Annotated in this window: 23 protein-coding genes; 7 read left to right on the top strand and 16 right to left on the bottom strand. The window is 55.9% G+C overall.

Annotation, left to right across the window (positions count from 1 at the left end; genetic code table 11):
• The first annotated feature begins 665 nt into the window (after nucleotides 1-665).
• On the top strand, nucleotides 666-1607 hold the full coding sequence (locus BJ885_RS13380) for a TIGR01212 family radical SAM protein (RefSeq protein WP_121424786.1): 942 nt from the start codon (nucleotides 666-668) through the stop codon (nucleotides 1605-1607).
• Here the strand turns inward: BJ885_RS13380 and BJ885_RS13385 are convergent.
• Nucleotides 1587-3089, bottom strand: a complete 1503-nt coding sequence (locus tag BJ885_RS13385) for a helicase HerA-like C-terminal domain-containing protein (RefSeq protein WP_023309371.1) — start codon at nucleotides 3087-3089, stop codon at nucleotides 1587-1589. The genes BJ885_RS13380 and BJ885_RS13385 overlap by 21 nt on opposite strands.
• 137 nt (nucleotides 3090-3226) lie before the next feature.
• Here BJ885_RS13385 and BJ885_RS13390 point away from each other — a divergent pair, with 137 nt between their 5' ends.
• The gene (locus BJ885_RS13390; protein WP_121932120.1) at nucleotides 3227-4873 is read left to right on the top strand and encodes a dihydroxyacetone kinase subunit DhaK; all 1647 of its coding nucleotides are present in this window, start codon (nucleotides 3227-3229) and stop codon (nucleotides 4871-4873) included.
• 92 nt (nucleotides 4874-4965) lie between these two features.
• On the opposite strand, the gene BJ885_RS13395 is transcribed toward BJ885_RS13390, so the two are convergent.
• The 5 genes from BJ885_RS13395 to pepA all read right to left on the bottom strand — a co-directional run bounded on the left by BJ885_RS13395 (nucleotide 4966) and on the right by pepA (nucleotide 11592).
• Nucleotides 4966-5985, bottom strand: a complete 1020-nt coding sequence (locus tag BJ885_RS13395; RefSeq protein WP_121932121.1) for an NAD(P)-dependent alcohol dehydrogenase — start codon at nucleotides 5983-5985, stop codon at nucleotides 4966-4968.
• 83 nt (nucleotides 5986-6068) lie between these two features.
• Nucleotides 6069-6572: a GNAT family N-acetyltransferase gene (locus tag BJ885_RS13400; RefSeq protein ID WP_029739608.1), complete on the bottom strand. Its 504-nt coding sequence runs from the start codon at nucleotides 6570-6572 to the stop codon at nucleotides 6069-6071.
• 123 nt (nucleotides 6573-6695) lie between these two features.
• Nucleotides 6696-9551, bottom strand: coding sequence for a valine--tRNA ligase (locus BJ885_RS13405; protein WP_121932122.1), 2856 nt, complete (start codon nucleotides 9549-9551; stop codon nucleotides 6696-6698).
• Nucleotides 9551-9994 (bottom strand): DNA polymerase III subunit chi, encoded by a 444-nt coding sequence (gene holC, locus BJ885_RS13410; protein ID WP_008502815.1) that lies wholly within the window; start codon nucleotides 9992-9994, stop codon nucleotides 9551-9553. The genes BJ885_RS13405 and holC overlap by 1 nt, the downstream gene beginning before the upstream one ends.
• An 86-nt stretch (nucleotides 9995-10080) precedes the next feature.
• A complete protein-coding gene (gene pepA / locus BJ885_RS13415; protein WP_023309366.1) occupies nucleotides 10081-11592 on the bottom strand; it encodes a leucyl aminopeptidase in 1512 nt (503 codons plus the stop codon).
• A 266-nt stretch (nucleotides 11593-11858) separates the two neighbouring features.
• Between pepA and lptF the strand changes: the two genes are divergently transcribed.
• From lptF to mtgA, 5 genes are all read left to right on the top strand, one after another.
• Nucleotides 11859-12959 (top strand): LPS export ABC transporter permease LptF, encoded by a 1101-nt coding sequence (gene lptF / locus BJ885_RS13425; RefSeq protein ID WP_024906345.1) that lies wholly within the window; start codon nucleotides 11859-11861, stop codon nucleotides 12957-12959.
• Nucleotides 12959-14041: an LPS export ABC transporter permease LptG gene (lptG, locus tag BJ885_RS13430; RefSeq protein WP_121932123.1), complete on the top strand. Its 1083-nt coding sequence runs from the start codon at nucleotides 12959-12961 to the stop codon at nucleotides 14039-14041. Before lptF ends, lptG begins: the two co-directional genes overlap by 1 nt.
• A 135-nt stretch (nucleotides 14042-14176) precedes the next feature.
• Nucleotides 14177-16510, top strand: coding sequence for an aerobic respiration two-component sensor histidine kinase ArcB (gene arcB / locus BJ885_RS13435; protein ID WP_029739611.1), 2334 nt, complete (start codon nucleotides 14177-14179; stop codon nucleotides 16508-16510).
• A gap of 232 nt (nucleotides 16511-16742) precedes the next feature.
• Nucleotides 16743-17396, top strand: coding sequence for an isoprenoid biosynthesis glyoxalase ElbB (gene elbB, locus BJ885_RS13440; protein ID WP_121932328.1), 654 nt, complete (start codon nucleotides 16743-16745; stop codon nucleotides 17394-17396).
• A complete protein-coding gene (gene mtgA / locus BJ885_RS13445; protein WP_029739613.1) occupies nucleotides 17393-18118 on the top strand; it encodes a monofunctional biosynthetic peptidoglycan transglycosylase in 726 nt (241 codons plus the stop codon). The genes elbB and mtgA overlap by 4 nt, the downstream gene beginning before the upstream one ends.
• A 39-nt stretch (nucleotides 18119-18157) precedes the next feature.
• On the opposite strand, the gene npr is transcribed toward mtgA, so the two are convergent.
• The 10 genes from npr to kdsD form a co-directional block, all read right to left on the bottom strand.
• Nucleotides 18158-18430: a PTS phosphocarrier protein NPr gene (npr, locus tag BJ885_RS13450; RefSeq protein ID WP_003861872.1), complete on the bottom strand. Its 273-nt coding sequence runs from the start codon at nucleotides 18428-18430 to the stop codon at nucleotides 18158-18160.
• The gene (rapZ, locus tag BJ885_RS13455) at nucleotides 18427-19281 is read right to left on the bottom strand and encodes an RNase adapter RapZ (protein ID WP_014885397.1); all 855 of its coding nucleotides are present in this window, start codon (nucleotides 19279-19281) and stop codon (nucleotides 18427-18429) included. Before rapZ ends, npr begins: the two co-directional genes overlap by 4 nt.
• A gap of 45 nt (nucleotides 19282-19326) precedes the next feature.
• Nucleotides 19327-19818, bottom strand: a complete 492-nt coding sequence (gene ptsN / locus BJ885_RS13460) for a PTS IIA-like nitrogen regulatory protein PtsN (protein ID WP_008501443.1) — start codon at nucleotides 19816-19818, stop codon at nucleotides 19327-19329.
• Between the two features lie 82 nt (nucleotides 19819-19900).
• Nucleotides 19901-20188: a ribosome hibernation promoting factor gene (hpf, locus tag BJ885_RS13465; protein WP_008501444.1), complete on the bottom strand. Its 288-nt coding sequence runs from the start codon at nucleotides 20186-20188 to the stop codon at nucleotides 19901-19903.
• 22 nt (nucleotides 20189-20210) lie between these two features.
• The gene (gene rpoN, locus BJ885_RS13470; protein WP_023309360.1) at nucleotides 20211-21644 is read right to left on the bottom strand and encodes an RNA polymerase factor sigma-54; all 1434 of its coding nucleotides are present in this window, start codon (nucleotides 21642-21644) and stop codon (nucleotides 20211-20213) included.
• Nucleotides 21645-21691: 47 nt separating this feature from the next.
• Nucleotides 21692-22417: an LPS export ABC transporter ATP-binding protein gene (gene lptB / locus BJ885_RS13475; protein WP_023309359.1), complete on the bottom strand. Its 726-nt coding sequence runs from the start codon at nucleotides 22415-22417 to the stop codon at nucleotides 21692-21694.
• A gap of 6 nt (nucleotides 22418-22423) precedes the next feature.
• The gene (lptA, locus tag BJ885_RS13480; protein ID WP_023309358.1) at nucleotides 22424-22978 is read right to left on the bottom strand and encodes a lipopolysaccharide ABC transporter substrate-binding protein LptA; all 555 of its coding nucleotides are present in this window, start codon (nucleotides 22976-22978) and stop codon (nucleotides 22424-22426) included.
• Nucleotides 22947-23522, bottom strand: coding sequence for an LPS export ABC transporter periplasmic protein LptC (gene lptC / locus BJ885_RS13485; RefSeq protein WP_023309357.1), 576 nt, complete (start codon nucleotides 23520-23522; stop codon nucleotides 22947-22949). Before lptC ends, lptA begins: the two co-directional genes overlap by 32 nt.
• Complete coding sequence (kdsC, locus tag BJ885_RS13490; RefSeq protein WP_023309356.1) at nucleotides 23519-24085, bottom strand: 3-deoxy-manno-octulosonate-8-phosphatase KdsC; 567 nt, start codon at nucleotides 24083-24085, stop codon at nucleotides 23519-23521. The genes lptC and kdsC overlap by 4 nt, the downstream gene beginning before the upstream one ends.
• A 14-nt stretch (nucleotides 24086-24099) precedes the next feature.
• Nucleotides 24100-25086: an arabinose-5-phosphate isomerase KdsD gene (gene kdsD / locus BJ885_RS13495; RefSeq protein WP_023333606.1), complete on the bottom strand. Its 987-nt coding sequence runs from the start codon at nucleotides 25084-25086 to the stop codon at nucleotides 24100-24102.
• Between the last annotated feature and the right edge of the window lie 7 nt (nucleotides 25087-25093).

Genomic DNA, 25093 nt, shown 5'->3' on the forward strand with positions numbered 1-25093 from the left:
CGGGCTTCCCACTGAACTTTAACCGTGGCGCACAGGCACAGAAAGAGCATGGCGACGGGGTTTGCGTTTCATACGCGGACCTCGCATTCGCCCTCTTTTTTCATCCTTTCGCGCAGGTAAACAAGTTTGAGGACTTGCTTCAGAGGGAATCTCAATTACTGCATAAATATGATGAGCAGGCCGCTCATCCAGAAAGCTTCCAGCGGATTTCCAACTTATCGGGAATTGGTACACAGGTCAAATGGCAATCTTATTTATACAAAAATGTGCTAAAGAGAGTTTATCTGATTGTAATTAAAGGGTATTTAACTATTTTTACATTGATTGTATGCCCTGGCAGGACGCAGCGGAGTGTGATCTGACTCACTATATGAAAGCGGTATTATCAATGTAGCGTGCTGAATAGCCGTTTTATAGCAGAATAATAATCTGGCATTGGCTGCAAACCCGCATAAAGCCACTGTTTTTCAGTGGTGGCGCTATAAATGAAAAAAACAATCAGAACATAAGGAAAAGTAATCACGGATAGCGTGAATGAAATTGCAGTAATCCTGAGTATTTATTCATATAGATAAAGGCCGTCCAGGGCGATTGATCCAGGTCATCGCCGACAGAGGCTAAAAGTGGCAGGCTTGTCCCCTTTCTCCGGGACGGTCTATCAGATTATGCAGTTACAGAAATTAGTCAATATGTTTGGTGGGGATCTTTTGCAGCGGTACGGGCAAAAGGTTCATAAGCTGACGCTGCACGGCGGGTTTAGCTGCCCGAATCGCGATGGCACCATCGGGCGCGGCGGCTGCACCTTCTGTAACGTAGCGTCCTTTGCTGACGAAGCCCAGCAGCATAAATCTATCGCGGAACAGCTCGCCCATCAGGCCAGCCTGGTGAACCGCGCGAAGCAGTATCTGGCCTATTTCCAGGCCTACACCAGCACGTGGGCGGAGGCGCAGGTGCTGCGCGCTATGTATCAGCAGGCCGTCAGCCAGGCTAACATCGTTGGGCTGTGCGTGGGCACGCGCCCGGACTGCGTGCCGGACGCAGTGCTGGACCTGCTCAGCGAGTACAAAGAACAAGGCTACGAGATCTGGCTGGAGCTGGGCCTGCAAACCGCGCACGACAAAACCCTGCACCGCATTAACCGTGGCCATGATTTTGCCTGCTACCAGCGCACCACGCGCCTGGCCCGTGAGCGAGGGCTGAAGGTCTGTTCACACCTGATTGTTGGGTTACCCGGTGAAGGTCAACAGCATGGCCTTGAAACGCTGGAAAAGGTGGTTGAGACCGGCGTGGACGGCATTAAGCTGCACCCGCTGCATATCGTTACGGGAAGCATTATGGCGAAAGCATGGGAAGCGGGGCGGTTAAGCGGAATTGAGCTTGAGGACTATACGGTGACGGCGGGGGAGATGATTCGCCACACGCCGCCGGAAATCGTCTACCACCGCATCTCGGCCAGCGCCCGCCGTCCAACGCTTCTGGCACCGCTATGGTGTGAGAACCGCTGGACGGGGATGGTGGAAATCGACCGTTATCTGCAGGAGAACGGCGTGCAGGGTTCGGCGCTTGGCCGCCCGTGGATTCCCCGTCTACCGGCGACGGCCGCCTAACAGACTCCCCAGCATGCCGCGCACTATCTGATTGGTGACCTGTCGCGCCGCGCTTTTCGCCATGGTTTGTACCACGCCGTCGCGCTTGCCGCCGCGCGGCCCGGTGCTGCCGAACAGAATGTCTTTGAGCCCCCCGAGAATACCGTCATCCACGGCGACAGACTGCCCTTTAGCGGCAGGCGCATCCTGCGATTCGGTGGTCGCCTGCACCCCCTTTTGCAGCATCTCGAACGCGGATTCGCGATCCACCTCGTCCTCGTACTTCCCGTAAACCGGAGAGTGGTTAATCAGGCCGTTACGTTCATCGTCGGTAACCGGCCCCATGCGCGAGCAGGGCGCGATCACCATGGCGCGTTCCACCACGGACGGGCTGCCCTTCGCATCCAGGAACGAGATCAGCGCTTCACCGGTGCCTAACGCCTGAATCGCCGCTTCGGTATCAAAGGCAGGATTGGCGCGCATGGTTTGCGCGGCGGCTTTCACCGCTTTTTGATCCTTCGGCGTAAAGGCGCGCAGGGCGTGCTGCACGCGGTTACCAAGCTGGCCGAGCACGTTATCCGGGATATCCGACGGGTTTTGTGAAACAAACCAGACGCCGACCCCTTTGGAGCGGATCAGGCGAATGACCTGTTCAATTTTATCCAGCAATACCTGCGGCGCGTCGTTAAACAGAAGGTGCGCTTCGTCAAAGAAGAACACCAGCTTCGGTTTTTCCAGGTCGCCCGCTTCCGGTAACTGCTCGTACAGTTCGGAGAGCATCCACAGCAGGCTGGCAGCGTAGAGCTTTGGCATCTGATAGAGCTTCTCGGAGCTCAGAATGTTGATGATGCCTTTGCCGCTGCTGTCGGTGCGCATCCAGTCTTTGATATCCAGCATCGGCTCGCCGAAGAAGTGTTCGGCACCCTGTTGCTCCAGAGTCAGCAACCCACGCTGAATGGCGCCCACCGAGGCGCTGCTGATATTGCCGTACTGGTTCTGGAAGGATTTGGCGTTATCGCCGATGTACTGGGTAATGGCGCGCAGATCTTTAAAATCAAGCAGCAGCAGTCCCTGATCGTCGGCAATGCGGAAGATAATATTCAGCACGCCGGACTGCACGTCGTTGAGGTTAAGCAGACGGGCCAGCAGCAGCGGGCCGAGATCGGAGACGGTTGCACGCACCGGATGGCCTTTCTCACCAAAGATATCCCACACCACCACCGGATTGTTATGCGGCGTCCAGTCCGTGATGCCAATATTCTTCAGCCGTTCGAGCAGTTTTTCAGAGGCCGTCCCTTCCTGAGCCACACCGGTTAAATCGCCTTTCACGTCAGCCATAAAGACCGGTACGCCAATCTCCGAAAGCGATTCCGCCAGCTTTTGCAGGGTGACGGTTTTCCCCGTCCCGGTCGCTCCGGTGATCAGACCGTGGCGGTTCGCCATCGCGGGCAGTAAATACAGCTCTTTTTCCAGCGTCCGGGCAATTAACAATGGTGTACTCATGATGCGCTTCCTCTCTTTGTCCTGGGTGGAGTATAGGCAACCTGATAGCAATTTGGTTGAGTAAATTCCTGACTTTGCGGCGCATTATCCAGTGCGGACTATGCTTTTGCATACGGTTCACAAAATAGTGGGAAACTATGTCCAGATTCTTCTTTAACGATCGCAAACAGCTGGTCAACGATGCCATTGAAGGCATACTGCTTTCTGCGCCACACGCAAACCTCGTCAAACTTGATATCGATCCGGCCATCAGGATCGTCGCGCGCGGCGACTGGGACAAAAGCCGCGTAGCGGTGATCTCCGGCGGCGGTTCAGGCCACGAACCCGCGCACGCCGGGTTTGTCGGCAAAGGGATGCTGACGGCGGCAGTGTGTGGCGATCTGTTTGCCTCGCCGAGCGTGGATGCGGTGCTGAATGCCATTGTGGCGGTCACGGGCGATCGCGGCTGTCTGCTGATCGTCAAAAACTACACCGGCGATCGCCTGAACTTTGGCCTGGCGGCAGAAAAGGCCAAACGCTACGGCCTCAAGGTGGAGATGGTGATCGTGGCGGATGATATCGCGCTGCCGGATAACAAACAGCCGCGCGGTATTGCCGGTACGGCACTGGTGCATAAGGTCGCGGGCTATGCGGCGGAGCACGGGAAATCGTTGAGTGAGGTGCGGGATATTGCGCAACAGGCCTGCGACAACCTGTGGAGCCTGGGCGTCGCAATGCAAACGTGCAACCTGCCGGGCAGCGACGAGGAAGAGGGGCGCATTAAGCAAGGCCATGTTGAGCTGGGTCTGGGCATTCACGGCGAGCCGGGGGCGTCCGTCGTGGATACGCAGAACAGCAAAGCCATTATCGACACGCTGGTGACGCCGTTACGCGCGCAGGCGGGTGAGGGGCGGTTTGCGGTATTGATTAACAATCTTGGCGGCGTATCGGCGCTCGAAATGGCGCTGCTGACCAAAGAGCTGGCGCATTCGGCGCTGAAAGAGGAGATCGCGTACCTGATAGGCCCCGCGCCGCTGGTGAGCGCGCTGGACATGAAGGGCTTTTCGCTCACGCTTCTGAAGCTTAATGATTTCTTCGAAAAGGCGATTCACGCCGAGGTCGAGACGCTGGGCTGGCAGAAGCCCGTGGCGTTTGCGCCACTGCGCACCGTGGCGCATAGCGCCATCCACGACCGCGTGGAATACACCCCGTCGGACAATCTGCGGGTGGGCGAATATGTCTCCACGGTGACCAGCACGCTGCTCCAGCTGGAAAACCGACTGAACGCGCTGGATGCCAAAGTGGGTGACGGTGATACCGGCTCTACCTTTGCGCAAGGCGCGCGGGATATTGCGCAGCGCCTGGAGGATCGCAAGCTCCCGCTTGATAACGTATCGACGCTGCTGCTGCTGGTGGGCGAGCGGCTGGCCACGGTGATGGGCGGATCGAGCGGGGTGCTGATGTCGATCTTCTTCACCGCAGCCGGGCAAAAGCTTCACGATGGACTGCCGCTACCGGAGGCATTGCTCGGCGGGCTGGCGCAGATGAAGCAGTACGGCGGGGCAGATCTCGGCGATCGTACCCTGATCGACGCGCTACAGCCGGCGCTGGAGGCGTTGCAGAAAGGCGATCTTCAGGAGGCAGTGCAGGCGGCACAGCAGGGGGCAGAGGCAACGGCGAAAATGGAGAAAGCCGGTGCAGGGCGCTCGTCGTATGTGAATAAAGAGAATCTGGACGGGGTAATGGACCCGGGGGCGGTCGCGGTGGCAGAGGTGTTTAAGGCCATGGTAGAAGCAAAACGGTAACAATCGTTACCGTTTTTAGTGTTTGCGCCCTCTCCCAGTGGGAGAGGGTTGGGGTGAGGGCATCAGGCCGCACATTCCCCGGCAATGTCACATCAAAAATCCGCTTTCAACACCACGCGGTAGCGGGCTTTGCCGTCACGCACGTGCTGGATCGCTTCGTTGATTTTCGACATCGGATACAGTTCGGTGGTCGGCGCCACTTTGGTGCGTCCGGCAAACTTCATCAGCTTGCGCAACTCAAACGGCGTACCGGTCGCGGAGCCTGACACGCTGCGATCGCCGCCGATCAGGGTAAACGCCGGAACCGGCAGCGGCTTCATTACGGCACCTACGGTATGGAAGTTGCCGCCGTAGGCCAGTGCTTCAAAGTACGGCTGCCAGTCGAGATCCACGTTAACGGTGTTGATGATCAGGTCAAACTGCCCAGCCAGCGCGTTCAGCGCTTCAGGATCGCGGCTGTTTACGACTTTATCCGCACCCATCGCCAGCACTTCTTTCTCTTTCGCCGGGTTCGAGCTAAACGCCGTGACTTCACAGCCCATCGCGTGCAGCAGCTTGATGGCGATATGCCCCAGACCGCCAATACCGATCACGCCCACGCGGCTGGTGGCGGTGATATGGTGCATCAGCAGGGGTTTAAAGACGGTGATACCGCCGCACAGCAGCGGACCAGCGGATTCGATATCAATGCTGTCCGGCAGCGGGATGACCCATTGCCAGTCGGCGCGCAGCTTATCGGCAAAACCGCCCTTGTTCAGAATGGTGGGAATGGCGCCTTCGAGGCAGTTGATCTGATTGCCGCTGATACAGGCATCGCAATGACCACAGCTGCGTGCCGTCCAGCCAATGCCCACGCGCTGGCCCACTTTCAGCCCTTTGTCCTGCGCGGCGCTACCGAGCGCCACGACGCGGCCAATGACTTCGTGCCCGGCAACCAGCGGATAGCTCGAGAAGCCCCATTCGTTGTCGATCATCGAGAGATCCGAGTGGCAGATCCCGCAGTAATCAACCTGTACTTCGACGTCTTCTGCTTTTAGTTCGCCCGCATCGTACTCGTACAGCTCAAGTTCTGCACCCGCCTGCGGTGCGGCGTAGCTTTTTATCTTCGACATCGTGTTTCCCCCGTTATGGTGTGAACTGAGAGTGTAGAGCATTCAGTTTACAGCCGCTTAACAGAAGAGGGCAGGAACGAAAGTTACAGACTTTTCAGCATCCTGACTTCGCAATCAACGTGGCCGGTACAGCCCAGCGGCGCATCGATATGCTCAAAGCCCAGATGTTCATACAGGCCGATGGCCTCTTTGAGGAAAGCGGTGGTTTCAAGGTAGCAGCGGGTAAAACCCTGCTTACGCGCGTGGTCCAGCGCAATCAGCGCCAGCTTTTTTGCCAGTCCTTGCCCGCGCGCCGTTGGCAGGAAATACATTTTCTGCAGCTCACAGATATCCGGCTCGCTGCAGCTGAGGGGCGCCACGCCGCCGCCGCCCACCACCCGGCCGTTCTGCTCGATTACCCAGTAGGCATGCCCTGGCTGGCTGTAGAGCTGGTAAAGCTCGTCCAGGTTCGGGTCAGCAACCGTGTAGCCTTTGTCAGCCGTCAGGCCATATTCGGCAGAAACGGTGCGGATTACGGCGGCGATAGCCGGATTATCCTGCTCAGTGATCCGACGCATCGTCGTCGCGACGGGGGTAATCACGCTCATAGCATTACTCATAACAAAAATTGACACATAACTGCTGTTAATAGCACCGCAGAAAGGGGAGTGCAAGCGAGGAGTTTTCAGGAAGGATACCCCTTACGCCCTGAAGCGTAAGGGGTAAAAGCATTACAGGGCTGCGATAACCGCCTGCTGCTCAATCAGCTTGGTCTTCGCATCGGCGAAAGCAACCAGACGCTCACGCTCTTTCGCGATGACCGCTTCCGGCGCGCGGGCGACAAAGCCTTCGTTCGCCAGCTTGCTTTCGATTTTGCCAATTTCCACGTCGACTTTCGCCACTTCTTTCGCCAGACGAGCCAGCTCGGCGTCTTTGTCGATCAGGCCCGCCATCGGGATCAGCAGCTCGGCGCCGTCGATGATTTTGGTCACGGAAACCGGACCTTTATCATCCGCAGGCAGCACGGTGATGCTTTCCAGACGTGCCATGGTTTTCAGGAAAGTGTTGTTCTCGGTGACGCGACGAACGGCAGCCTCGCTGCAGCCACGAAGCAGCAGCTCCAGCGGTTTGCCAGGGGCGATGTTCATTTCAGCACGGATGTTACGTACCGCGACGATCGCCTGTTTCAGCCACTCGGTATCCGCGGACGCCGCTTCATCAACCTTAGCCGCATCGAATTCCGGGAACGGCTGCAGCATGATGGTATCGGCGTTGATGCCTGCAATCACCTTCACGCGCTGCCAGATGGTTTCGGTGATAAATGGAATGACCGGATGCGCCAGGCGCAGCAGACCTTCCAGAACGGTAATCAGCGTGTTGCGCGTGCCGCGCAGTTCCGCCTCTGTACCGCCGTTCATCACCGGCTTCGCCAGCTCCAGATACCAGTCGCAGAACTGGTTCCAGGTGAATTCGTAAAGGATGCCCGCGGCGATATCGAAGCGGTAGCTGTCCAGCGCCTCGCGGAACGCTTTCACCGTCTGGTTGAATTCCGCCAGGATCCAGCGGTCTGCCAGAGACAGCTTCATCTCGCCGCCGTTGAAGCCGCAATCCTGATCTTCGGTATTCATCAGCACGAAGCGGCTGGCGTTCCACAGTTTGTTACAGAAGTTACGGTAACCTTCCAGACGCTTCATGTCCCAGTTGATGTCACGACCGGTAGAGGCCAGTGCCGCCAGGGTGAAGCGCAGGGCGTCGGTACCGTGAGACTCGATCCCGTTCGGGAACTGCTTCTCGGTGCGCTTGCGGATTTTCTCAGCCAGCTGCGGCTGCATCATGTTGCCGGTACGTTTTTCCAGCAGATCTTCCAGAGAGATACCGTCAACCATGTCCAGCGGGTCGATCACGTTACCCTTGGACTTGGACATCTTCTGGCCTTCGTCGTCGCGGATCAGACCGGTCATGTAGACGGTATGGAACGGAACCTGCGGCTTGCCGTCTTCGTCTTTGATGAAGTGCATGGTCATCATGATCATGCGGGCAATCCAGAAGAAGATAATGTCGAAGCCGGAAACCATCACGCTGGTTGGGTGGAACTGACGCAGCGCGTCGGTGTTTTCTGGCCAGCCGAGGGTGGAGAAGGTCCACAGCGCGGAGGAGAACCAGGTGTCCAGCACGTCTTCGTCCTGACGCAGCGCAATGTCCGCGCTCAGGTTGTTTTCCTGACGCACTTCGTCTTCGCTACGGCCAACGTAAACGTTGCCTTCGTTGTCGTACCACGCCGGGATACGGTGGCCCCACCACAGCTGACGGGAGATACACCAGTCCTGAATGTCACGCATCCAGGAGAAGTACATGTTTTCGTACTGCTTCGGCACGAACTGAATGCTGCCGTTTTCAACCGCTTCGACAGCCGGTTTCGCCAGCACGTCGGCACGCACGTACCACTGGTCGGTCAGCATTGGCTCGATAACCACGCCGCCACGGTCGCCGTACGGCACGGTCAGATCGTGAGGTTTGATCTCTTCCAGCAGGCCAAGCGCGTCAACGGCTGCCACGATGGCTTTACGCGCGGCAAAACGCTCCAGCTTCTGGAACTCAGCCGGGATGTCGCTGGAGTAGACGTCGGATTCGTTGCCTTTGGTGTCGTAAACTTCTGCGCTTTCACGGATATCACCGTCAAAGGTCAGGATGTTGATCATCGGCAGGGCGTGACGACGGCCGACTTCATAGTCGTTGAAGTCGTGCGCAGGGGTGATTTTTACGCAGCCGGTGCCTTTTTCCATATCGGCGTGTTCGTCGCCCACAATCGGAATACGGCGGTTTACCAGCGGCAGCACCACGAATTTGCCGATCAGATCTTTATAACGCGGATCTTCCGGGTTAACGGCCACGCCGGTATCGCCCAGCAGGGTTTCCGGACGGGTCGTTGCAACCACCAGGTAATCTTTACCGTCGGCGGTTTTTGCGCCATCGGCCAGCGGATAGCGGATGTGCCACATGGAGCCTTTAGACTCTCGGTTTTCCACTTCCAGGTCAGAGATGGCGGTGCGCAGTTTCGGATCCCAGTTTACCAGGCGTTTGCCGCGGTAAATCAGGTCTTCTTTGTACAGGCGGACGAAGACTTCTTTAACGGCGTTGGACAGGCCTTCGTCCATGGTGAAGCGCTCGCGCTCCCAGTCCACGGAGTTACCGAGACGGCGCATCTGACGAGTAATGGTGCCGCCGGATTCCGCCTTCCACTGCCAGATTTTGTCGATGAACGCGTCGCGACCGTAGTCGTGGCGGGTTTTTCCTTCTTCAGCGGCAATTTTACGCTCAACCACCATCTGGGTCGCGATACCCGCGTGGTCAGTCCCCGCCTGCCACAGGGTGTTTTTACCCTGCATGCGCTGGTAGCGGATCATGGTGTCCATGATGGTCTGCTGGAAAGCATGACCCATATGCAAACTGCCGGTGACGTTCGGCGGCGGGATCATGATGCAGAAGGACTCTTTGCTTTCGTCGCCGTTAGGCTTGAAATAGCCCTGCTGTTCCCAGTGCTCGTAAAGCGGCTGTTCGATATCGCGTGGGTTATATGTCTTTTCCATTATTTCCAGGTTGCCGTATTCAGGTTAAAACCAGCCAGGCGGTACGCTTTATAGCGTTCGCGCGCCAGTTGTTTCAAAGATTCTTCGTAAGGGACAAAGTCTACCACTTCTGTGAAAGCGGTGGCAAAATCTGCAAAATCTATCCGCAGGCTAATCAGAATATCGCGCGCGCTGCTGTTGCGCTTTTGCGGCCAGGCAATTTCAACCGGTGCACCGCCGCGCGGGCCTTCGCCCGACAGATTATGCGGCACAAAACTCTCCGGCGGGCGCGCCCACAGCGCTTCATCCAGGCGAATCGCCTGCTGTTCATCTTCACAGGCAATCAGAACGCGTTTACCTGCGCGCCAACGTTCTGCGGCAATTTCACACACCAGCTGTTCGACGGCGCTGAGGCCATCCTGATGGGTGTCGTTGTCCAGAAGGTAGAACGTTGCATTCTTCATATATGGGGCTTCTTGTGCTCACTTTAAATACTTAAGCCGGGTGGCGGCTTCGCCTTACCCGGCCTACGGTTTACTGCCGTTTTGACTTACTCGTCGCCGTTAAAACCCGCACGATTGAGCAGGAACTGCGACAGCAGCGCCACTGGACGACCGGTGGCGCCTTTGGCTTTACCGGAGCGCCATGCGGTGCCCGCGATATCCAGGTGCGCCCAGTTGTACTTGCGTGTGAAGCGTGCCAGGAAGCAGCCCGCGGTGATCGCACCGCCAGGACGTCCGCCAATGTTCGCCATATCCGCAAAGTTAGACTCCAGCTGATCCTGATACTCGTCACCCAGCGGCAGACGCCATGCGCGGTCCCCGGCCTGCTCTGAGGCACCAATAAGCTCGTGCGCCAGCGGGTTGTGGTTCGACATCAGGCCGGTGATGTGGTGACCCAGCGCAATCACACAGGCTCCGGTGAGGGTAGCGACGTCAATCACCGCTTCCGGCTCGAAGCGCTCAACGTAGGTCAGCACGTCACAGAGTACCAGACGGCCTTCGGCGTCGGTGTTCAGCACTTCAACGGTCTGGCCGGACATGGTGGTCAGAACGTCACCTGGACGATAGGCGCGCCCGCCAGGCATGTTTTCGCAGCCCGCCAGAACGCCGATCACGTTGATAGGCAACTGTAGTTCCGCGACCATGCGCATCACGCCGTAAACCGCCGCCGCGCCGCACATGTCGTACTTCATCTCATCCATGCCTTCGGCAGGCTTGATGGAGATACCGCCGGAGTCGAAGGTGAGGCCTTTACCGACGAGCACAATCGGGCGCGCGTCTTCGGACGGATTGCCTTTGTACTCGATGACGGACATCAGGGATTCGTTCTGCGAGCCGTTACCGACCGCCAGGTAAGAGTGCATGCCCAGCTCTTTCATCTGCTGTTCGCCGATGACGCGGGTAATGACGTTTTTGCTGTAGGCGTCGGCCAGCTGACGCGCCTGAGAGGCCAGGTACGCAGCGTTACAGATGTTAGGCGGCATGTTGCCGAGATCTTTGGCCGCTTTAATGCCGGCTGCGATCGCCAGACCGTGCTGGATCGCGCGTTCGCCGCTGGTCAGCTCGCGACGGGTTGGCACGTTAAAGACCATTTTACGCAGCGGACGACGCGGCTCGCTTTTATTAGTCTTCAGCTGATCGAAGCTGTACAGGCTCTCTTTTGCCGTTTCAACCGCCTGACGCACTTTCCAGTAGGTGTTACGCCCTTTAACGTGCAGTTCCGTCAGGAAGCAGACGGCTTCCATTGAGCCGGTATCATTCAGCGTATTGATTGTTTTCTGAATCACCTGCTTATACTGACGTTCATCAAGCTCGCGTTCTTTGCCGCAGCCAATCAGCAGAATACGTTCTGACAGCACGTTCGGAACATGGTGCAGTAACAGCGTCTGCCCAGGTTTGCCTTCCAGTTCGCCACGGCGCAGCAGGGCGCTAATATAGCCGTCACTGATTTTATCGAGTTGCTCGGCGATCGGGGAGAGTCGGCGTGGTTCAAAGACGCCCACAACGATGCAGGCACTCCGCTGTTTCTCCGGGCTACCGCTTTTTACACTGAACTCCATGCACTACGCTCCTGAATCTTAAAGACAACGGCGGCAGCTACGGATAGAATTGAAACCTTTCGTAACTCATGTCCGCTGTTGTGGTGACTTCGTGTTAATCTTACGTTACTACGGTTTCGACACGTCAGAAAAAGTCCTGAAGCGTGAATCCGCCGGATGTTTTAATCTTAGCGATGATTTCGACGACTCAAGAGAATAAATGACGTTTAAGCCATGAAACAAGCGATTTTCCAGCAAAGAGACGGGTTTTTACGGGCGTATTTAAAGTGATAATCATAAGATATCTGGTGCGGGAGACGCTCAAAAGCCAACTGGCGATCCTCTTCATCCTGCTGCTGATTTTTTTCTGTCAGAAGCTGGTTAAGATCCTCGGTGCGGCCGTTGACGGCGAAATTCCAACTAATCTGGTGCTTTCCCTGCTTGGTTTAGGGATCCCGGAAATGGCGCAGCTCATCCTGCCGCTAAGTCTTTTCCTTGGCCTGCTCATGACGCTTGGGAAACTCTACACCGAGAGTGAAATCACGGTGATGCATGCCTGTGGCCTGAGCAAAGCGGTACTGGTGAAAGCGGCCATGATACTGGCGCTGTTCACGGGTATTGTCGCGGCGGTGAATGTGATGTGGGCGGGTCCCATGTCTTCCCGTCATCAGGACGAAGTGCTGGCCGAAGCGAAAGCCAACCCCGGCATGGCAGCCTTAGCTCAGGGTCAGTTCCAGCAGGCGACCGACGGCAACTCCGTGCTGTTTATTGAGAGCGTTGACGGCAGTAAATTCAACGACGTATTCCTGGCGCAGTTACGTCCCAAAGGTAACGCGCGTCCTTCCGTGGTGGTTGCAGACTCCGGTCAGCTTGCTCAGCGCAAAGATGGTTCTCAGATCGTGACGCTGAACAAAGGCACCCGTTTCGAAGGCACCGCGATGCTGCGCGACTTCCGTATTACGGATTTCCAGAACTATCAGGCCATTATCGGCCACCAGGCGGTGGCGCTCGATCCAACGGATACCGAGCAAATGGACATGCGTACCCTCTGGAATACCGATACCGACAGAGCGCGCGCTGAGTTCCACTGGCGTATTACGCTTGTATTCACCGTGTTTATGATGGCGCTGATTGTCGTGCCGCTGAGCGTGGTGAACCCGCGCCAGGGACGCGTGCTCTCTATGCTGCCGGCGATGCTGCTTTACCTGATCTATTTCCTGCTGCAAACCTCGATTCGTTCTAACGGCGCGAAGGGTAAGCTGGACCCTATGGTCTGGACATGGTTCGTCAACAGCCTGTACATCTTACTGGCGCTGGGATTAAACCTGTGGGATACGGTGCCTGTGCGCCGCATACGTGCCCGATTCTCGCGTAAAGGAGCCATCTAATGCAGGCGTTTGGCGTTCTTGATCGCTATATCGGTAAAACCATTTTTACCACCATCATGATGACGTTGTTCATGCTGGTGTCGCTCTCCGGCATTATCAAATTTGTCGATCAGCTGAAAAAAGCCGGGCAGGGGAGCTATGACGCGATGGGCGCGGGGATGTATACCCTGCTCAGCGTGCCGAAAGATGTGCAGATTTTCTTCCCGATGGCGGCCCTGCTGGGCGCGCTGCTGGGGTTGGGAATGCTGGCGCAGCGCAGCGAGCTGGTCGTTATGCAGGCCTCGGGCTTTACCCGCATGCAGGTTGCGCTGTCGGTCATGAAAACCGCGATCCCACTGGTGCTGTTGACCATGGCGATTGGCGAGTGGGTCGCGCCGCAGGGCGAACAGATGGCGCGTAACTACCGTGCGCAGGCCATGTACGGCGGCTCGCTGCTCTCGACTCAACAAGGTTTATGGGCGAAAGACGGTAAAAACTTCGTCTACATCGAACGGGTGAAGGGGAATGATGAACTGGGTGGGGTGAGCATCTATGCTTTCGATGACCAGCGCCGTCTGGAGTCAGTCCGCCACGCCTCTTCGGCGAAATTTGACGCCGAGCATAAGCAGTGGCGTTTGTCCCAGGTCGATGAGTCTGACCTGACCGATCCGAAACAGATCGCCGGTTCTCAGACGGTAACCGGTACGTGGAAGACCAACCTGACGCCCGATAAGCTCGGTGTTGTTGTGCTGGACCCTGACGCGCTCTCCATCAGCGGTTTGCACAACTATGTGAAATACCTGAAGTCGAGCGGGCAGGATGCGGGACGTTATCAGCTCAACATGTGGAGCAAAATCTTCCAGCCGATGTCCGTGGCGGTGATGATGCTGATGGCGCTGTCGTTTATCTTCGGCCCGTTACGCAGCGTGCCGATGGGCGTACGCGTGGTGACCGGTATCAGCTTCGGCTTTGTGTTCTACGTGCTCGACCAGATCTTCGGTCCGCTGACGCTGGTTTATGGCATTCCGCCGATAATCGGAGCGCTGCTGCCAAGCGCCAGTTTCCTCCTGATCAGCCTCTGGCTGCTGTTGAAACGCTCCTGATCGACCTCTCCTCGCTTCCGGTTAACCGGGAGCGAGGCTAATCTCCTGTTTCACCCCGCACTTTTTCTCACAACCTTCAACGCCTCGCCCTGAATTTGAGTATTATTGAGCGATAAAGTCGTGAAGGGATCCTTTATGAAGCAAATTCGAATGCTTGCCCAGTATTACGTCGACCTGATGATGAAGCTTGGGCTGGTGCGTTTCTCCATGCTGCTTGCGCTGGCGCTGGTCGTTCTGGCCATTGTTGTGCAAATGGCCGTCACCATGGTTCTGCATGGTCAGGTCGAGAGTATCGACGTCATCCGCTCTATCTTCTTTGGCTTGCTCATTACTCCCTGGGCGGTCTATTTCCTTTCCGTGGTGGTTGAACAGCTGGAAGAGTCCCGTCAGCGTCTGTCAAAACTGGTCGATAAACTGGAAGAGATGCGCGAACGCGACCTGAAGCTCAACGTCCAGCTTAAAGACAACATTGCGCAGCTGAACCAGGAGATCTCCGATCGTGAGAAGGCGGAAGCCGAGCGTCAGGCCACGCTGGAGCAGCTAAAGATCGAAATGAAAGAGCGTGAGGTCACGCAGATCCAGCTTGAGCAGCAATCCTCTTTCCTGCGGTCGTTCCTCGATGCTTCGCCGGACCTGGTGTTTTACCGTAATGAAGATAAAGAGTTTTCCGGCTGTAACCGGGCGATGGAGCTGCTCACCGGGAAAAGCGAGAAGCAGCTGATTAACTTGAAGCCGCAGGACGTTTACTCTGAAGAGGCGGCGGCCAAGGTCATGGAGACGGACGAAAAAGTATTCCGCCATAACGTCTCGCTGACCTATGAACAGTGGCTGGATTACCCGGACGGACGCAAAGCCTGCTTTGAGATCCGTAAGGTGCCCTACTATGACCGCGTGGGGAAACGCCACGGCCTGATGGGCTTTGGCCGCGATATCACCGAGCGTAAGCGCTATCAGGACGCCCTGGAGCGCGCCAGCCGTGATAAGACTACCTTTATCTCCACCATCAGCCACGAGCTGCGTACGCCGCTTAATGGCATTGTCGGGCTGAGCCGTATTCTGCTGGATACCGACCTGACCGCAGAGCAGGAAAAATACCTCAAGACTATCCATGTCTCCGCGGTCACGCTGGGTAATATCTTCAACGATATTATTGATATGGATAAGATGGAGCGCCGTAAAGTTCAGCTTGATAATCAGCCTGTTGATTTCACCAGCTTCCTTGCCGATCTTGAAAACCTGTCCGGCCTGCAGGCGCAGCAGAAGGGACTGCGTTTTATTATGGAGCCAACCCTGCCGCTGCCGCATAAAGTGGTAACTGACGGCACGCGTCTGCGCCAGATCCTGTGGAACCTTATCAGCAACGCGGTGAAATTTACCCAGAAGGGGCAGGTGGCGGTGCGCATCCGCTTTGACGAAGGCGATATGCTGCACTTCGAGGTGGAGGACTCCGGGATGGGTATTCCGCAGGAGGAGCAGGACAAAATTTTCGCGATGTACTACCAGGTGAAGGACAGCAACGGCGGGAAACCGGCTACCGGAACCGGCATTGGCCTGGCGGTCTCTAAACGGCTGGCGAAGAGTATGGGGGGCGATATCACCGTTGCCAGCCAGCCGGGTAAAGGGTCAACCTTCACGCTGACGGTCCATGCGCCGGCGGTGGCGGAGGAGGTTGAGGACACCTTCGAAAACGACGACATGCCGCTGCCCGCGCTGCACGTCCTGCTGGTGGAAGACATTGAGCTGAACGTAATTGTGGCGCGCTCGGTGCTGGAAAAACTGGGCAACAGCGTGGATGTCGCGATGACCGGTAAGGCCGCGCTGGAGATGTTTAAACCGGGCGAATACGATCTTGTCCTGCTGGATATTCAGCTGCCGGATATGACCGGGCTGGATATCTCGCGTGAGCTGACGCGCCAGTACGCGGCCGACGAACTGCCGCCGCTGGTGGCGCTGACGGCGAACGTGCTGAAAGATAAAAAAGAGTATCTCGATGCCGGTATGGACGATGTACTCAGCAAGCCGCTGGCGGTGCCTGCTCTGACCGCCATGATTAAGAAGTTCTGGGATACCCGTGATGAAGAGGAGAGCACCATGACGTCTGTTGATAGCGCAAAAGCCCAAACGATACTCGATACCGCGATGCTGGAGCAGTACATCGATCTGGTTGGCCCGAAACTGATTACCGATGGTCTGGCGGTGTTCGAAAAAATGATGCCGGGCTATCTGAGCGTGCTGGAATCAAACCTGACGGCTCGTGACCAGAAGGGCATTGTGGAAGAAGGACATAAAATTAAAGGTGCGGCCGGCTCGGTCGGCTTACGCCATCTGCAGCAGCTGGGTCAACAGATTCAGTCGCCTGATTTACCTGCATGGGAAGATAACGTGGGTGATTGGGTTGAAGAGATGAAACAAGAGTGGCAAAACGATGTGGCGGTGCTTAAAGCCTGGGTCGACGCCAGAAAAAAATGACCCCGGCTTAACCGGGGTGCGCGAATACTGCGCCAACACCAGGGAAATCGTGGCTGCGCCTGTTTTATAAAGTTATTTTCGAAAGGGCGCTGCCTGAAAAATTTAGGCCGCACGCAGATAAGATAGCAAATCTTAAATGGTTTGTTACATGAATCAGTGAAATGTGTGAAGCATAGCGTTTTAATCAAAATTATTAATGTGCTTCAGCAAGTTGCAGAAAAGGATTGTCATGATGAAAAAGATTGGTGTCGTGCTGAGCGGATGCGGTGTTTACGATGGTTCTGAGATACATGAAGCCGTAATCACGCTGCTGGCCCTGGCAAAGCACGGAGCAGAGGTTATTTGGTTTGCGCCAGACAAAAATCAGGCGGATGTGATTAATCATCTGACCGGCGAGCCGATGGCGGAAACCCGTAATGTACTGATTGAAGCCGCGCGTATTGCGCGAGGTGATATCCATCCTCTTATTCAGGCAGACCCTACAGAGCTTGATGCGCTCATTGTGCCGGGTGGGTTTGGCGCGGCCAAAAATCTCAGTACCTTTGCTGCGCAGGGCGCGGAGTGTCAGGTCGATCCTCATTTAAAGGCGCTGTCGCAGGCCATGCATGCGGCAGGAAAACCGCTGGGCTTTATCTGCATCGCGCCGGCAATACTGCCCAGGATTTTTGATTTCCCGCTGCGCCTGACTATCGGGACGGATATTGATACCGCAGAGATCGTGGAGGAAATGGGGGGCGAACACGTTCCGTGCCCGGTTGATGACATTGTGGTTGATGAAGATAACAAAATTGTCACCACCCCGGCGTATATGCTGGCGAACAATATCGCTGAGGCGGCCTCAGGCATTGAAAAGCTGGTGGCCCGCGTGCTGGTGCTGACTGAATGAGGCGTAAATTTGCCGCAGGCGCAGGGGTGAAACGTTTTCTCTTGCGCATCGTACTTGTGCTGGCGGTATTCTGGGGAGGCGGGCTGGCTTTATTCAGCATTATGCCGGTTCCGTTCTCTGCCGTTATGGTTGAGCGCCAGCTTAGCGCGTGGTTCAGCGGCGATTTCAGCTACGTTGCCCACTCTGACTGGGTGAGCATGGACGAGATCTCCCCGTTCATGGGGCTGGCGGTCATCGCGGCGGAGGACCAGAAATTCCCGGAGCACTGGGGATTCGACGTTGCGGCCATTGAGAAGGCGCTAGCCCATAACGAACGCCATGAAAACCGCGTGCGCGGTGCGTCAACCTTGTCGCAGCAGACAGCCAAAAATCTGTTTCTGTGGGATGGTCGAAGCTGGGTGCGAAAAGGGCTGGAAGCGGGGTTGACCCTGGGAATGGAAACGGTCTGGAGCAAAAAACGCATTCTGACCGTCTATCTCAACGTCGCTGAGTTTGGCGACGGTATATTTGGCGTGGAAGCTGCCGCACAGCGGTATTTCAATAAGCCAGCCAGCCGTCTGAGCATGTCAGAAGCGGCGCTATTGGCCGCTGTGTTACCGAACCCCATCCGCTTTAAGGCAAGTGCCCCATCAGGGTACGTGCGAAGCCGTCAGGCGTGGATTATGCGCCAGATGAATCAGCTGGGTGGAGAGGGGTTTATGCAGCGTAATAATCTTATGTAGAGCGGGTAAGCGCAGCGCTACCCGCCTGAATGGCAGACCTTAATCTTCGTCGAACCCTGCGTTAAACAGGGCAATCACCGCCGCCAGAGCTTCCTCTTCCTGAGGACCGGTGGCTTCTACCTCAATCTGGCGCCCTTTGGCGGAATCCAGCATCAGCAGCGCAATCACGCTGTTCGCCTCCGCTTCGGTACCTTCGTCATTCCGCAGCAGAACCTCTGCATCGAAACCCTGCATCAGCTCAAACAGTTTCATCGCCGGGCGTGCATGCATACCCAGCTTGTTGGTGATCTCAACGGTTTGTTTAACGGTCATGTTTTACGTTTTTCCAGCGTGCGATGACGGGACTGAACGTTCTTCCCGCGCGAGCGGAAATAGTCGGCCAGCTGTTCGGCGATGTAAACCGAACGATGTTTACCGCCGGTACAGCCAATCGCCACCGTCAGGTAGCTACGATTGTTTGTCTCCAGCATAGGTAACCATAGCTCAAGGTAGCTTCGCGTCTGGTAGATAAAATTGTGTACTTCTGTGTGCCGGTCGAGGAACGCCGCGACGGGTTTATCCAGGCCGGTCATTGGACGCAGCTTCGGATCCCAGTGCGGGTTCGGCAGGAAGCGCACGTCGAAAACGTAATCCGCATCGATTGGAATACCGTGCTTAAAGCCGAAGGATTCGAACACCATCGTCAGTTCGCGCTCGCGTTTACCCAACAGCCGGGTACGTAGCATTTCCGCCAGCTCGTGAACGGACATCTCAGAGGTGTCGACAATCAGGTCGGCACGAGAACGCAGCGGCTCCAGCAGGTCGCTCTCTTCATCGATAGCGCTCTCCAGAGAGAGGTTCTTGCTGGATAGCGGGTGCAAGCGACGGGTATCGCTGTAGCGGCGGATTAGCGTATTGCGGTCTGCGTCGAGGAACAGCAGCTGAGGCGAGAACGCGTCAGGCAGGTTGCTCATGGCCTGTTCGAAGATCTCTGGCGATTCAGGCATGTTACGAACGTCGATACTGACGGCGGCAGAGGTTTGTCTCTCCGCCAGCGTGCGGGCCAGGTCGGGTAACAACACGACCGGCAGGTTATCGACGCAGTAAAAACCCATGTCTTCCAGCGCGCGCAGAGCAACGGATTTCCCCGACCCTGAACGGCCACTGACAATCATCAGCACCATGTTCCGTTTCTCCTCAGGACAACAGATGTGAAGGCCATCTCCTGGTTATGCATCATCCTGATTGCCTTCTGCTTCAGTGATAATTTGATAGAGCTCTTCATCACTTTGGGCCGAGCGCAGTCGACGGCAAATGGTTTTATCGGCCAGACGTTTTGCGACCAGCGACAGCGTATGCAGATGGGTTTTCGTCTGGTCGGCAGGCACCAGCAGCGCGAAGAGGAGATCGACGGGCTGGTTATCAATGGCATCGAAGGCGATGGGTGTTTCAAGCTGCACAAACACACCCACGGCACGCAGGGTATCCTCTTCCAGTTTGCCGTGCGGGATCGCGATGCCGTTGCCGATACCGGTACTGCCCATTTTTTCACGGGTCAGAATCGCTTCGAATACCACCTGCGGCGGCAGGCCCAGCTGTTTTGCAGCCAGTTCACTGATGATCTCCAGCGCACGTTTTTTGCTCTGGCAGTGAACCGCACTGCGGGTACATTCCTGGTTAAGGACATTGCTCAGTTGAAGAGCGGAATCGTTGTTCATCATAATTTCACCTAAGCGCTAACTGTACAAATGGCCTGTTGTGTTTCACAACAGGCCGTCCTGCACCCGTTAACTGCCCGGACAATTAGTGTTGTTTCAGTTTATCTTTATGTTTATTGAGCTGTCGTGCAAGCTTATCAATCAAGCCGTCGATAGCAGCGTACATGTCTTGCCCTTCCGCACTGGCATGCAGTTCACCCCCGTTAACATGCAGGGTGGCATCCGAGATATGAGTCACTTTCTCCACTTTCAACACAATATAGACCTGATTGATCCTTTCGAAATACTGCTCGAGTTTTGCAAACTTCGCGTTCACAAAGTCGCGTAATGCCTCAGTAATTTCGACGTTTTGTCCAGTGATGTTGAGCTGCATAGTGTCTTCCTTATCGGTTGTGTCAAACCAGCTGTTTACGCTGGTTGGACGGCGGAATGGATAAAGACTCTCGATACTTCGCAACAGTACGACGTGCCACCATAATACCCTGATCGGACAGCATGGTGGTTAACTTACTGTCGCTTAGTGGCTTCGCGGGGTTCTCCGCGGCGATCAACTTCTTCACCAGGGCACGAATGGCCGTTGACGACGCTTCGCCGCCGCCCTCGGTATTCACATGGCTGGAGAAGAAATACTTAAGCTCAAATATACCGCGTGGACTATGCAGATACTTCTGCGTGGTGACACGGGAAATGGTTGATTCATGCATCTCGACGGCCTGGGCGATATCCGCCAGTACCATCGGTTTCATATACTCTTCGCCCTGCTCAAAGAACGCCTGCTGCTGTTCGACAATACAGCGGCTGACGCGTAGCAGCGTATCATTTCGGCTCTCCAGACTTTTGATCAGCCATCGCGCTTCCTGAAGATTGCTGCGAATATATTGATTGTCGGAGTCGTTACGCGCGCTGGTGCACATGGAGGCATACTGCTGGTTGATTTGCAGGCGAGGGATGCTGTCTGAGTTCAGTTCAACGACCCAGCGGTCATTGTGTTTTCTGACCAGCACATCCGGGATCACGTACTCGGGCTCGCTGGTTTGGATCGACTGTCCCGGGCGCGGATCGAGCGACTGGATCAGATTCACCGCTTCTTTCAGCACCTCTTCCTTCAGGCGCGTGACGCGCATCAGGGAGCGGAAATCGTGGTTGGCCAACAGATCCAGATGATCGCTGATGATTAAGCGCGCCTCGTCGATCCATGGCGTCTCTTTGCTGAACTGAGATAGCTGGATCAGCAGGCAGTCGCGCAGATCTTTTGCGGCCACGCCTACCGGATCGAAACGCTGGATGCGCTTCAGTACGGCTTCGACTTCCTCAAGCTCAATCTCGTCGTCGCCCATGCTTTCCAGGATATCGTCCAGCGTGACGGTCAAATAGCCGGTGTCGTCAACGGCATCGACAATTGAGGTGGCAATCGCGCGGTCGGTATCCGAGAAGGGGGTGAGTTCCACCTGCCACATCAGGTAATCCTGCAGCGACTGGGTGGTCTCTCCCTGATAGACCGGTAGCTCATCATCCTGGTAGTCTGCACGCGTACCGGAAGGAGTTCCGGCGGTGTAGATTTCATCCCAGCTGGCATCCAGCGGTAGCTCGTCGGGCATCTCTTTTTGTTCGAGTGCATCCGCGGTGTCGAGCGCTTCTGTATCCTGTGACTGCTGAGTATCTACCTCGTCATGAAGATCGGTTTGTTCCAGCAGGGGGTTGCTGTCCAGCGCCTGCTGGAGCTCCTGCTGAAGTTCTAACGTGGACAGTTGCAACAGGCGAATTGCCTGCTGTAGCTGCGGCGTCATTGCCAGTTGTTGGCTGAGCCTTAATTGCAAACCTTGCTTCATGTTCAGAGCATTTTTCTCCGGTTCGGCGTTACGTTACCTCTACCCTATCAGAGTCTGAAGTCTTCCCCAAGATAGACGCGCTTAACATGATCGTCTTCGAGGATCTGCTGCGGCGTACCGTGGGCGATCAGATTGCCCTGGCTCACAATATACGCGCGTTCACACACGGCCAGCGTTTCACGGACGTTGTGGTCGGTGATCAGTACGCCAAGCCCGCTGTCACGCAGGTGTTCAATGATACGTTTAATGTCGATAACCGAGATCGGGTCAACGCCCGCAAACGGTTCATCCAGAAGGATAAATTTCGGGTTTGCGGCCAGCGCACGCGCAATCTCAACGCGGCGGCGTTCACCCCCGGAGAGTGCCTGACCGAGGCTGTCGCGCAGATGCTCAATATGGAACTCTTCCATCAGCTCGTTGGCACGATCCTGACGCTGTTCGCTGGTCAGATCGTTACGAATTTGCAGGACCGCCATCAGGTTATCGTAAACGCTGAGACGACGGAAAATGGAGGCTTCCTGCGGCAGGTAGCCGATCCCGCGACGCGCGCGCGCGTGCAGCGGCAGAAGGCTGATGTCTTCATCGTCAATGATAATGTTGCCGGCATCGCGAGGCACAATGCCAACGACCATGTAGAAGGTGGTGGTTTTACCCGCACCGTTAGGGCCAAGCAGCCCTACAATTTCGCCGGAGTTGACGGTCAGACTGACATCTTCTACGACACGGCGGCCCTTGTAGGCCTTCGCGAGATTTTTTGCAGTTAATGTTGCCATAACGAATTAGTTACTCTTCTTCTGTGCCGGGGCCTGGCCTTTGCCTTTGTCCTGCAGCTGCGACGGAACCAGTACGGTTGTGACGCGTTTGCCTTTCTCGCTGGAGGCCTGCATTTTTTGCTCTTTCACCAGATAGGTGATCTGGTCGCCGGTAATGTTGCTGTCCAGCTGTTCCAGATACGCATTTCCGGTCAGGATGACCAGGTCCTTCGCCAGCTCGTAGTGCATGTGCGAGGCGTGGCCTTTCACCGGCTTGCCGTTGTCCTGCATCTGGTAGAAGGTTGCCGGGTTGCCGTAACCATCAATGATCTCTTTGCCCTGCTCGCCACCCGGACGGGTCACGACCACTTTGTCGGCGTTAATTTTGATGGTGCCCTGAGTCATGACGACGTTACCCGTGAAGGTGACGACGTTGCCCTGCATATCGAGAGACTGGGTATCAGACTCGATATGGATCGGTTGGTCGGTATCGCCCGTTACAGCAAGCGCGGGGAGACTGGTCGCCAGCATCGCGCTGGCGATAATTACTTTAAGGCTGAGTTTGTTTGTTTTGAATTTCATAGGAGGTTCTAACCTTTTCAATCAGCTCGGCGTTCTTGCTGCGTAAGTTCCCGCGCATTCTCAAACCGCTGGAATTAAATGTTGTGCCATACAGTGTGACCAGATCCTGCGAGGTCACGTCCTGGGTTACCAGGTTAATCTGGGCATTATCCGTCGTAATTTTTCGCAGTTGCGAGTCAGCGGTCAGGGCGTTGACTTCAACGTGACCATACAGATAAAGCATACGGTCATTTGTCAGTTTTGCCCGATCTGACTTAATTGACCACGTCGGCACTTTGTCCTTATCAAATGTGGTCATGACAGGCTGGGTAAACCACGAAATACCGTCATCTGAAAAATATTCAACATGCTGGGCAATCAGGCGATAGTTCAGCGCGCCTTCCGGGCTGTAGACCACGGTGTCGCTGTGATCGCTTTTATAGGTTGGATCGTTATTGTTGACCACTTCCGTTTGCGTATCGTCGCGATCGGCAAGGTTCACGCCAATCAATACCAGTGCGACAAGCGAAAGCAAAATGATAATCCAGCGTCTGGTTTTACTCATATCGATTGCCCTTTGGCCTCATCAAGCTTGCCCTGCGCCAGCAAAAGCAGATCGCAGACTTCACGTACGGCACCGCGGCCTCCGTTGATGTGGGTAACGTAGTCAGCGCGCGGGATCAGCAGCGGATGCGCATCGGCAACGGCGATGCTCAGCCCTACTTCAGCCATCACGGGCCAGTCAATCAGATCGTCCCCGACGTAGGCCACGTTTTCCGGCGCGATAGCCAGTTTACCCAGTAAATCCTTAAACGCCGCCATCTTATCGGATTGACCCTGATACAGATGGGTAATTCCTAAGGTTTCACAGCGGTCTTCTACCAGTTTAGCTTTTCGCCCGGTGATGATAGCCACCTCAATACCCGAGGTGAGCGCACAGCGGATACCATAGCCGTCGCGAACGTTAAACGCTTTCAGCTCTTCACCATTATTGCCCATGTAAATCAGGCCATCGGAAAGTACGCCATCCACGTCCAGGATGAGCAGACGAATGTTTTCCGCCTTCGCCATCATCTGGGTGCTGACCGGTCCATAACAGGTTGCAAGGGATGCACCCGCATTACTCATTGTCTTATCCTTCATTACACTACGCCTGCGCGCAGCAGATCATGCATATGTACCACACCCAGCAACTGGTCGCCATCGGCAACCATCACTGAGGTAATGTGACGGGACTGCATCAGGTTCAGCACATCCACTGCCAGCGTTCCCGGACGCACGCGGATACCGCCCGGCGTCATCACATCGGCAATGCCGAGCGTGCGGACATCTACACCCATGTCGAACACGCGACGCAGGTCGCCATCGGTGAAGATCCCCTGAATTTTCATCAGATCGTCGCACACGACCGTCATACCCAGATTCTTACGGGTGATTTCCAGCAGCGCATCACGCAGTGAGGCTTCTTTACTGACGTGAGGGATCTCGTCCCCGGTGTGCATAATATCGTTTACCCGAAGCAGAAGCTTGCGCCCCAGCGCGCCGCCCGGGTGGGAAAGCGCGAAATCCTCCGGCGTAAAACCGCGGGCTTCGAGCAGCGCGACGGCAAGCGCATCACCCATGACCAGCGCGGCGGTGGTGCTGGACGTCGGCGCCAGGCCGAGCGGACAGGCCTCCTTGGGCACTTTCACGCACAGGTGAATATCGGCCGCCCGCGCCATGCTACTTTCCGGACGGCTGGTCATGCAAATAAGCGGCACCTGCAGTCGCTTCAGTACCGGGATCAGCGCCAGAATTTCATTGGACTCCCCGGAGTTGGACAGCGCGATGACGATATCCTGCGGCGTGACCATACCCAGGTCGCCGTGCGCGGCTTCCCCCGGATGTACAAAGAAGGAAGAGGTTCCGGTGCTGGCAAACGTTGCCGCCATTTTGCGTCCAATGTGGCCGGACTTACCCATCCCCATCACCACGACTTTGCCGGCACAGTAGAACATCTTCTCACATGCCAGACTAAAATCCTGATTAATGTACTGATCTAACTGCGCCAGACCTTCACGTTCAATCTCCAGAACCTCTTTGCCTGCTTTCTGAAAGTCAAAACCCGGCTGCAATTCTATTTGCGACATAATGCGT

Origin of the sequence: Enterobacter sp. WP_7_1, assembly GCF_003688535.1 — a bacterium.
Lineage (GTDB): Bacteria > Pseudomonadota > Gammaproteobacteria > Enterobacterales > Enterobacteriaceae > Enterobacter > Enterobacter asburiae.

Excerpts from the sequence above, each read along its gene's own strand:
- BJ885_RS13380 (WP_121424786.1), top strand. The coding sequence starts at position 666 with ATGCAGTTACAGAAATTAGTCAATATGTTTGGTGGGGATCTTTTGCAG.
- BJ885_RS13385 (WP_023309371.1), bottom strand. The coding sequence starts at position 3,089 with ATGAGTACACCATTGTTAATTGCCCGGACGCTGGAAAAAGAGCTGTAT.
- BJ885_RS13390 (WP_121932120.1), top strand. The coding sequence starts at position 3,227 with ATGTCCAGATTCTTCTTTAACGATCGCAAACAGCTGGTCAACGATGCC.
- BJ885_RS13395 (WP_121932121.1), bottom strand. The coding sequence starts at position 5,985 with ATGTCGAAGATAAAAAGCTACGCCGCACCGCAGGCGGGTGCAGAACTT.
- BJ885_RS13400 (WP_029739608.1), bottom strand. The coding sequence starts at position 6,572 with ATGAGCGTGATTACCCCCGTCGCGACGACGATGCGTCGGATCACTGAG.
- BJ885_RS13405 (WP_121932122.1), bottom strand. The coding sequence starts at position 9,551 with ATGGAAAAGACATATAACCCACGCGATATCGAACAGCCGCTTTACGAG.
- holC (WP_008502815.1), bottom strand. The coding sequence starts at position 9,994 with ATGAAGAATGCAACGTTCTACCTTCTGGACAACGACACCCATCAGGAT.
- pepA (WP_023309366.1), bottom strand. The coding sequence starts at position 11,592 with ATGGAGTTCAGTGTAAAAAGCGGTAGCCCGGAGAAACAGCGGAGTGCC.
- lptG (WP_121932123.1), top strand. The coding sequence starts at position 12,959 with ATGCAGGCGTTTGGCGTTCTTGATCGCTATATCGGTAAAACCATTTTT.
- arcB (WP_029739611.1), top strand. The coding sequence starts at position 14,177 with ATGAAGCAAATTCGAATGCTTGCCCAGTATTACGTCGACCTGATGATG.
- elbB (WP_121932328.1), top strand. The coding sequence starts at position 16,743 with ATGAAAAAGATTGGTGTCGTGCTGAGCGGATGCGGTGTTTACGATGGT.
- mtgA (WP_029739613.1), top strand. The coding sequence starts at position 17,393 with ATGAGGCGTAAATTTGCCGCAGGCGCAGGGGTGAAACGTTTTCTCTTG.
- npr (WP_003861872.1), bottom strand. The coding sequence starts at position 18,430 with ATGACCGTTAAACAAACCGTTGAGATCACCAACAAGCTGGGTATGCAT.
- rapZ (WP_014885397.1), bottom strand. The coding sequence starts at position 19,281 with ATGGTGCTGATGATTGTCAGTGGCCGTTCAGGGTCGGGGAAATCCGTT.
- ptsN (WP_008501443.1), bottom strand. The coding sequence starts at position 19,818 with ATGATGAACAACGATTCCGCTCTTCAACTGAGCAATGTCCTTAACCAG.
- hpf (WP_008501444.1), bottom strand. The coding sequence starts at position 20,188 with ATGCAGCTCAACATCACTGGACAAAACGTCGAAATTACTGAGGCATTA.
- rpoN (WP_023309360.1), bottom strand. The coding sequence starts at position 21,644 with ATGAAGCAAGGTTTGCAATTAAGGCTCAGCCAACAACTGGCAATGACG.
- lptB (WP_023309359.1), bottom strand. The coding sequence starts at position 22,417 with ATGGCAACATTAACTGCAAAAAATCTCGCGAAGGCCTACAAGGGCCGC.
- lptA (WP_023309358.1), bottom strand. The coding sequence starts at position 22,978 with ATGAAATTCAAAACAAACAAACTCAGCCTTAAAGTAATTATCGCCAGC.
- lptC (WP_023309357.1), bottom strand. The coding sequence starts at position 23,522 with ATGAGTAAAACCAGACGCTGGATTATCATTTTGCTTTCGCTTGTCGCA.
- kdsC (WP_023309356.1), bottom strand. The coding sequence starts at position 24,085 with ATGAGTAATGCGGGTGCATCCCTTGCAACCTGTTATGGACCGGTCAGC.
- kdsD (WP_023333606.1), bottom strand. The coding sequence starts at position 25,086 with ATGTCGCAAATAGAATTGCAGCCGGGTTTTGACTTTCAGAAAGCAGGC.